This is a genomic window from Roseobacter sp. (assembly GCF_024639605.1).
Taxonomy (GTDB): domain Bacteria; phylum Pseudomonadota; class Alphaproteobacteria; order Rhodobacterales; family Rhodobacteraceae; genus Roseobacter.
In genome coordinates this window covers 8,676-14,728 of record NZ_JAHEHZ010000049.1, presented here as the reverse complement: position 1 = coordinate 14,728, position 6,053 = coordinate 8,676, and the positions used below count along the sequence as shown (strand labels likewise).

Below are 6,053 nucleotides of genomic sequence, written 5' to 3'. Positions count from 1 at the left end.
CTTCTTCTCCGTCCAGTCCATCGGCTTGCGGTAATGGGTCGACAGCATCACAAAACGGATCACTTCGCCCGGCACGCCCTGCTCCAGCAAATCGCGCACGGTAAAGAAATTACCCAGCGATTTGGACATCTTTTTGCCTTCGACCTGCAGCATCTCGTTGTGCATCCAGACGTTGGCCATGCAATCCGTTTCATTGGCGCAGCAGCTCTGAGCGATCTCGTTTTCATGATGCGGAAACATCAGATCATTGCCGCCGCCGTGAATGTCGAAGGTTTCGCCCAGCAGTTCCTTTGCCATGGCAGAGCATTCGATGTGCCAGCCCGGGCGCCCGTAACTCCAGGGGCTCTCCCACCCCGGCAAATCCTCGCCCGAGGGCTTCCAGAGCACGAAATCCATCGGGTTGCGCTTGTAGGGCGCCACCTCAACCCGCGCGCCGGCAATCATGTCATCGACCGAACGACCCGAGAGGCGGCCATAGCTTTCCTGCCAGCTTTCCACCGCAAACAGCACATGACCCTCCGCAACATAAGCGTGGCCCTGCCTGATCAGCGTTTCGATCATCGCGACCATCTGCGGAATATATTCCGTTGCACGTGGCATGTGGTCCGGCTCCATCGTACCCAGCGCTTTTGTGTCTTCCAGATACCAGGCGATCGTCTCATCGGAGCGCTCGCGGATCAGCGCTTCCAGCGTTCCGGGCGCGCCGGCGTCTTTTCGACGCTGCGCCTCGGCATTTATCTTGTCGTCCACATCCGTAAAATTACGCACGTAGGTCACATGATCCGGCCCGTAAACGTGCCGCAGCAAGCGGAAGAGCACGTCAAAGACAATCACCGGACGCGCGTTGCCGAGGTGCGCCCGGTCATAGACAGTAGGCCCGCAGACGTACATGCGCACATTATCGGGGTCGATCGGCGAAAACGCCTCTTTCCGGCGTGTGCGGGTGTTATAAAGCGAAACTCTGGTCATGAATTGCGTCCTTGCGCGGCGTCAGCGCGGGCATAGCAATCATGTGTCAGAATGGAAACGACCGAAAACTGCCCGCAGGGTGCGTTCAGATAATAATACAGCGAATGTCTGCGGCTCTGGTCATGGCATATCTCTGGCACGCAGCGCCCGCGCCGGTCAAGAGCAATTGACGAATCGTATATGCTCTGCGCCCCTGCCCCGACATTCCGGCGGAGACATCACATGCAGCTTTCACAGCGCCTGCGCGGCATCAATGGTGGCGGATCAGACGGGTGGGACGTTTTTCTCAGAGCCCGGCAAATGATAGCGGCGGGCGTGGACGTGACCGAACTGACCATCGGCGAGCATGATATCGGCACCGCCGCCCCGGTCCTGCGCGAAATGTACGACACAGCCCTTGCAGGTCACACGGGATATGCCGCTGTGCCCGGCATCGGGGCGCTGCGCGAGGCAGTGGCCGCCCGCGTCAGCGCGCGCACCGGCGTGCCGACCACATCCGCCAATGTGCTGATCACGCCAGGCGGACAATCCGCTCTTTATTCGGCCCATATTGCGGCTCTGGATGCCGGTGACACCGGGCTTATCATAGATCCTTTTTACGCCACCTATCCCTCTACGGTCCGCGCCGCCGGTGCCACGCCCGTCAGTATTCAGGCCCGTGCAGCAGATGCGTTTCAGCCCCGCGCGGAGGCCATCGCCGCCAGAGCTCCTGGGGCAAAATCGCTGCTGATCAACAGCCCGAACAATCCCACCGGCGTGGTGTACTCCCGGGCCACGCTGGAAGGTATTGCACAGGTCTGCACCGTTCACGACCTGTGGCTGATCTCGGACGAGGTTTATGACACCCAGGTCTGGGAGGGCGGGCATATCAGCCCGCGCAGCCTGCCCGGTATGGCGGAGCGCACACTGGTTGTCGGATCGCTGTCAAAATCACACGCCATGACCGGATCACGCTGTGGCTGGCTTGTGGGGCCCGAAGATGCAATTGCCGATCTGATCAGCCTGGCGACAAACATCACCTATGGAGTGCCGGGCTTTATCCAGCTTGCGGGTCTCTTTGCGCTGCGTCAGGGAGAGGCATTCGAGGAGGAGGTCTCAGAGCCTTTCCGCCGCCGCCGGCAACTGGCCCGGGAAGTGCTGGCCGATCAGAATGCCGTTGCACTGGTGCCGGCGCAGGGGGCGATGTACCTGATGCTGGACGTGCGCGCGACGGGTCTTTCCGGAGAAAGCTTTGCCAATGATCTGCTCGACACGCACCGGATCGCAGTCATGCCGGGCGAAAGCTTCGGGGATGCAGCCTCCGGGCATATACGTGTTGCGATGACGGTGGCCGATGATGTCTTTGTTGCCGCCCTGCGCAGGCTCTGTGCCCATGCGGAAACACTGGCGGCGTCATAGCACAGCCCCACGACACAAGGACGCCAGGTCAGTTTCCGATACAAGACTATGCTCAGAAGCGCAGCGATGCGCGATCCGTGAAGGTACCGGCATCCGCATCAGGGCCGGACGTCCCGCCAGGATTGCTGACGTTATGGCGCAGCACCCCGGCTCCTGCGAGCCGGCGCTCCGTCGCCTGATACGACACGCCCGGACCATAAAAAGAGCCTGTGTCACTTCAGACAGTGGTATCCGCATGGGCGGCACCGGCAGCAGCACCGGGCACCAGTTGCCCGTATCTTTTCCAGCTTTGAGTTTCAGCCGGGTCACGTCATCGACTGTTGTGGCACCGCCACCGATATCAATTCCGGCATCGTCCTGATCAAACTCTGTACCCGACACCCGGGTGCCGTAGTCATAATTATAGCCGATGTGCACACCCTGAATGTTTCCGTTGCCATCCACACCGTCAGGCGCGCCGGCAGCGCTGACATCTCCGTAGCCCTGCTGCGCACCACCGCAGGCAACGGTCCGGGTCCCGCAGGCGGTCTCCTGCACCACCGGCGCGGCGGGTGCCGACTGAACCACCGGCACTTCGAGGGCACCGGCAAAGGCCGGGGCGGTCAGAGCGGTGATACTTGTCAGCGCGACTGCGATATATGTACGTTTCATCCTCTCTGCTCCAATGTTTTTGCGGGGCATGAATGCCCCCTGTGCCCGTGACAACTGTGCAGCACCGTTTTTTTGGTCAACGTACGGTGGCTTACAGTGTGGTGAAGCCGCTGAGGCAATGTCGCGGCAATGGTGCCAGCCAGCCCCGGCGAAACGCAGCCCGGGACCTGGTCTGCCGGATTTCCGGACTTCGCCGGTGGTTCAAAAACGACCGGTCGTCGCAAACAGGCTTGACCGGACGCGGCCGCCTGCCGCAGGCTGCAGACATATCGACGAGGAGAGCCGATGCAGGGTCTTTGGAGTAAGATCAGTCTGATTGTACGCACCATCGGCGCGGAACGGGGCCGCGCGGCACGCGGAAGGCCCCGGGTGGTCTGACCGACCTGCCCCCCTCACGATATCAGGATTTCCTCATGACACAGAAAACCCAGACCCGCAGCGGCGGCCGGTCCGCCCGGCGCGCCGCCCGCGCCACCGCCCTGCCCGATCATCTGCGCCCTGTGCGCCCCGGTCTTGAAGGTGGTACCTACAAACCACTGACCCCGGCAGAGATGGACCGCATCCACGGTGCTGCACTGCAGGCGCTCGAGGAGATCGGCCTTGCGGATGCGCCGCCTTCGGGTGTCGGATACCTGACCGCGGCAGGGGCAAAACAGGGGGCCGACGGCCGCATCCGCTTTCCGCGCGCGCTGGTTGAAGACGCTATTGCACGAGCCAACCGGCGCATCGTCCTTTGTGGCCGGGATCCCACCCACGACCTCGACCTGTCCGGCAACCGGGTACACTACGGAACGGCCGGGGCTGCCGTGCACATGGTGGACGCACTGGGTCGCAACTATCGCGAAAGCACCCTGCAGGATCTGCATGACGCCGCACGTATCGCCAATGTGCTGGACAACATCCACTTTCTGCAGCGCCCGATGGTCGCCCGCGACATAACCGACAACTGCGAAATGGACCTCAACACGGTCTATGCCACCACAAGCGGCACCACCAAACACATCGGCACATCGTTTTATGACCCGTCCCATGTGAAACCGGCCATCGAAATGCTGCATATGATTGCAGGCGGTGAGGACAAGTGGCGCGAACGCCCGTTCATGAGCAATTCCAACTGCTTTGTCGTCCCACCGATGAAATTTGCCACCGAATCCTGTCTGGTGATGGAGGAGTGCATCAGATACGGCATGCCGGTACTGCTCCTGTCAGCGGGCATGGCCGGGGCAACAGCGCCCTCCACCGTGGCGGGTGCCATCGTCCAGGCGGTGGCTGAATGCCTCGCGGGTCTGGTGTATGTGCAGGCCGTCAAACCCGACCATCCGGCGATTTTCGGCACCTGGCCCTTTGGTCTCGACCTGCGCACCGGCGCGATGACCGGCGGGTCCGGAGAACAGGCGTTGCTGACGGCAGGCTGCGCACAGATGCACAAATACTATGATCTGCCGGGGGGTGCCGCGGCCGGTATTGCCGATGCCAAACTGCCCGACATGCAGGCCGGCTGGGAGCAGATGTGCTCGAATGTCATGGCGGGTCTTTCGGGGCTGAACATGGTCTATGAGGCCGCGGGCATGCATGCTTCGCTGCTCGGCTTCTGCCACGAGTCGCTCATTCTTGGCGACGATCTGATCGGCCAGGCGTTGCGTTGCGTGCGGGGCATCGAAGTGACCGACGAGACTATGGCGCTTGATCAGATGCGTGAGGTCTGCATCGGCGGGCCGGGGCACTATCTGGGCACCACTCAGACCCTGGGGCGCATGCAAGCCGATCACGTCTACCCGGCGCTCGGCGACCGGACATCACCCAAGGAATGGGACGAGAAAGGCAAACCGGACCTGATTGAACGGGCCACAGCGCGCAAAGAGGAAATACTGGCCAACCGCTCTGCTGCACGTTTTGATCCGGCACTGGATGCGCGCCTGCGCGAGGTTTTCAGGATCTATCTGCCGGCCTGACCCTGACAGAAGATCGCCTGTACCCGCCAGAGGGGCCGGATGACCGCCCGTTGATCGACGCAGCAAAGGCTGCTGAGGACATGCTGCCCGTACGCGAATCGGCAGAGCTATTTGTTTCGGACGGGCGTCAGACCGGACTGAGCTGCCTGTTTTCCACCGCCTCCCGGTACGCAGGCCACAAAAAAGAGGCCGGAGCAGAACTCCGGCCTTACAGTAAAAAAGCGTAAGTTGTTATTGCGGGCGGTACTTACGCTGCCGCGCGGTCGTGGCGTCCTTCACGAACCTCTTCGATGATCTTGGCGCAGAACGCGTCCAGATCACCGGGGTTGCGCGAAGTGACAAGTGCCTGATCGACAACCACCTCGCTGTCTTCCCAATGGGCGCCGGCGTTTATCAGATCTGTCTTAACGGACGGCCAGGATGTGACTTTGCGACCCCGCACGACATCTGCTTCGATCAGCATCCATGGCGCGTGGCAAACGGCAGCCAGCGTCTTGCCGGTGTTAAAGAAATCATGCACAAACTTCACGCTGTGCTCGTCGGTGCGCAGGATGTCCGGGTTAATCTGGCCACCCGGAAGGACGAGAGCATCGAAGTCTTCAACGCGGGCGTCCCTGATATCCATGTCGACGCCGATGCTGCGCCCCCATGACTGGTCGTCCCAGCTGGTGATTTCGCCTTTTTCCGGCGACACGATGATGACCTCGGCACCGGCCTCTTCCAGCTGGCGCTTGGGTTCAAAAAGTTCAGATTTCTCATAGCCGTGTGTGGCGAGAATGGCGATTTTTGCATTACTGATCTGTGTCATGCGTTACTCCTTTCATTGCGGCGCAGACCGATGCCCGCGCCTCATTGCGTTCACCGGCCCAACACGCAGAAGCGCAGAAAGTTCGGACAATAATCCCGGCTGGGCGGTATTGTCGCGCTTAAAAGGTATAAAAGAAAAAACGGAGCCCGTGAGGGCCCCGTTGAGTTTCGCCGTTCAGGCTCAGTTTGTTAACCGCTCGGTATTTTTCTGCCTGCGGCCTGAACGTCGTCAAGGGCGAGCGCACCCGCCCCCTGTAAAGGTGGGAAGGAACAAAG

5 protein-coding genes are annotated in these 6,053 nt (G+C 61.1%); 2 read left to right on the top strand and 3 right to left on the bottom strand.

Annotated features, from left to right (window positions below; translation table 11 throughout):
* On the bottom strand, positions 1–969 hold a 969-nt coding region (cysS, locus tag Q0M35_RS08515), incomplete at its 3' end, for a cysteine--tRNA ligase (RefSeq protein WP_295314142.1).
* A 222-nt stretch (positions 970–1,191) separates the two neighbouring features.
* Between cysS and Q0M35_RS08510 the strand changes: the two genes are divergently transcribed.
* A complete protein-coding gene (locus Q0M35_RS08510) occupies positions 1,192–2,367 on the top strand; it encodes an aminotransferase class I/II-fold pyridoxal phosphate-dependent enzyme (RefSeq protein ID WP_295314140.1) in 1,176 nt (391 codons plus the stop codon).
* Here the strand turns inward: Q0M35_RS08510 and Q0M35_RS08505 are convergent.
* Entirely contained in the window at positions 2,362–3,018 is a 657-nt protein-coding gene (locus Q0M35_RS08505; protein WP_295314138.1) for a hypothetical protein, read from the bottom strand. The genes Q0M35_RS08510 and Q0M35_RS08505 overlap by 6 nt on opposite strands.
* A 413-nt stretch (positions 3,019–3,431) precedes the next feature.
* On the opposite strand from Q0M35_RS08505, the gene Q0M35_RS08500 reads away from it, so the two are divergent.
* Entirely contained in the window at positions 3,432–4,970 is a 1,539-nt protein-coding gene (locus Q0M35_RS08500; protein WP_295314136.1) for a trimethylamine methyltransferase family protein, read from the top strand.
* Between the two features lie 247 nt (positions 4,971–5,217).
* On the opposite strand, the gene Q0M35_RS08495 is transcribed toward Q0M35_RS08500, so the two are convergent.
* Positions 5,218–5,778 (bottom strand): type 1 glutamine amidotransferase domain-containing protein, encoded by a 561-nt coding sequence (locus tag Q0M35_RS08495; protein ID WP_295314134.1) that lies wholly within the window; start codon positions 5,776–5,778, stop codon positions 5,218–5,220.
* Positions 5,779–6,053: the final 275 nt, after the last annotated feature.

Coding starts and splice junctions, on each gene's coding strand:
- Q0M35_RS08505 (WP_295314138.1), bottom strand. CDS start 3,018: ATGAAACGTACATATATCGCAGTCGCGCTGACAAGTATCACCGCTCTG.
- Q0M35_RS08500 (WP_295314136.1), top strand. CDS start 3,432: ATGACACAGAAAACCCAGACCCGCAGCGGCGGCCGGTCCGCCCGGCGC.
- Q0M35_RS08510 (WP_295314140.1), top strand. CDS start 1,192: ATGCAGCTTTCACAGCGCCTGCGCGGCATCAATGGTGGCGGATCAGAC.
- Q0M35_RS08495 (WP_295314134.1), bottom strand. CDS start 5,778: ATGACACAGATCAGTAATGCAAAAATCGCCATTCTCGCCACACACGGC.